The organism is Brasilonema sp. UFV-L1 (assembly GCF_012912105.1).
Lineage (GTDB): Bacteria > Cyanobacteriota > Cyanobacteriia > Cyanobacteriales > Nostocaceae > Brasilonema.
This window is the reverse complement of record NZ_QMEA01000329.1, coordinates 1-967: the sequence shown is the minus strand read 5'-3', so window position 1 is coordinate 967 and position 967 is coordinate 1. Positions and strand designations below refer to the sequence as shown.

At 39.3% G+C, this 967-nt stretch carries 2 protein-coding genes; both read left to right on the top strand.

What is annotated here, in order from left to right; all coding sequences use genetic code 11:
* Positions 1-421, top strand: a 421-nt coding sequence (locus DP117_RS35840; RefSeq protein WP_211176560.1) for an IS630 transposase-related protein, incomplete at its 5' end; no start/stop codon positions are given.
* A partial coding sequence (locus DP117_RS35235) for an IS630 family transposase (RefSeq protein ID WP_211176559.1) occupies positions 334-967 on the top strand: 634 nt, incomplete at its 3' end. The genes DP117_RS35840 and DP117_RS35235, both read left to right, overlap by 88 nt.

Here is a 967-nt window from a genome sequence, read left to right as displayed (position 1 = left end):
CAGTCATAGAAGTGCATCAACTCTTAAAATGAAAGCTTACTCAATTGACTTGCGAGAAAAAATAATAAAGGCTTACGAACAGACAGACACCTCAATTAGAAAGGTGGCTGATAGATTTGGTGTCGCTAAAAGCTTTGTACAAAAACTTCTCTCCATGAAGAAAATTCAAGGTCACGTAGAACCGAGACAACAAGGCGGAGCAATGAAGGGAGAGTTGGATGGATATTCCGCTCAATTAGCTGCAATGGTTGAACAATATCCAGACGCGACATTACTAGAATACTGTGAATATTGGAGTACAACTTATAATCATTGGGTCAGTACGAGTACGATGTGCCGTACATTACAAAAAGAAAAACTAACATTAAAAAAAAGACGCTACGCAGCAGCCAAGGGAAAACACAAAGAATCCAAAAGTTGAGAAGTGAGTACTGGCAGCAAGTTAAGCAAGTAGACCCAGAAAACTTAGTTTTCATCGATGAAATGGGTGTTTTATTGGGTTTGACACGAACTCATGCCAGAAGCCCTCATGGAAGTAGGGTATATGATTTTAAACCATTTTACCGAGGAGCCAAGGTGACAGTAATTGGGGCAATTAGCTTGAAACAAGTTTTGGCTGTTATGACTCTGAATGGTTCAATGGATGGAAACGCATTTAAAGTCTTTGTTGAGAAGTGTCTGCTTCCTCAATTATGGGAAGGTGCTGTAGTTGTTATGGATAACCTTCCAGCACATAAAGTCCAAGAAATCGAGCCTTTAATTGAATCTGTTGGCGCGAGTGTGATCTACCAGTCTCCCTATTCTCCTGACTTTAATCCAATCGAACATTGGTGGTCGCAATTAAAAGCTTTTTTACGACAATTTTCTCCAACCAATGCATTTAGGGTTGATGTTTTAATTAGAACTGCGCTTGATTTAGTCAATCCCCTACATCTAAAAAACTGGTTTACAAACTGCTGTTACTGTA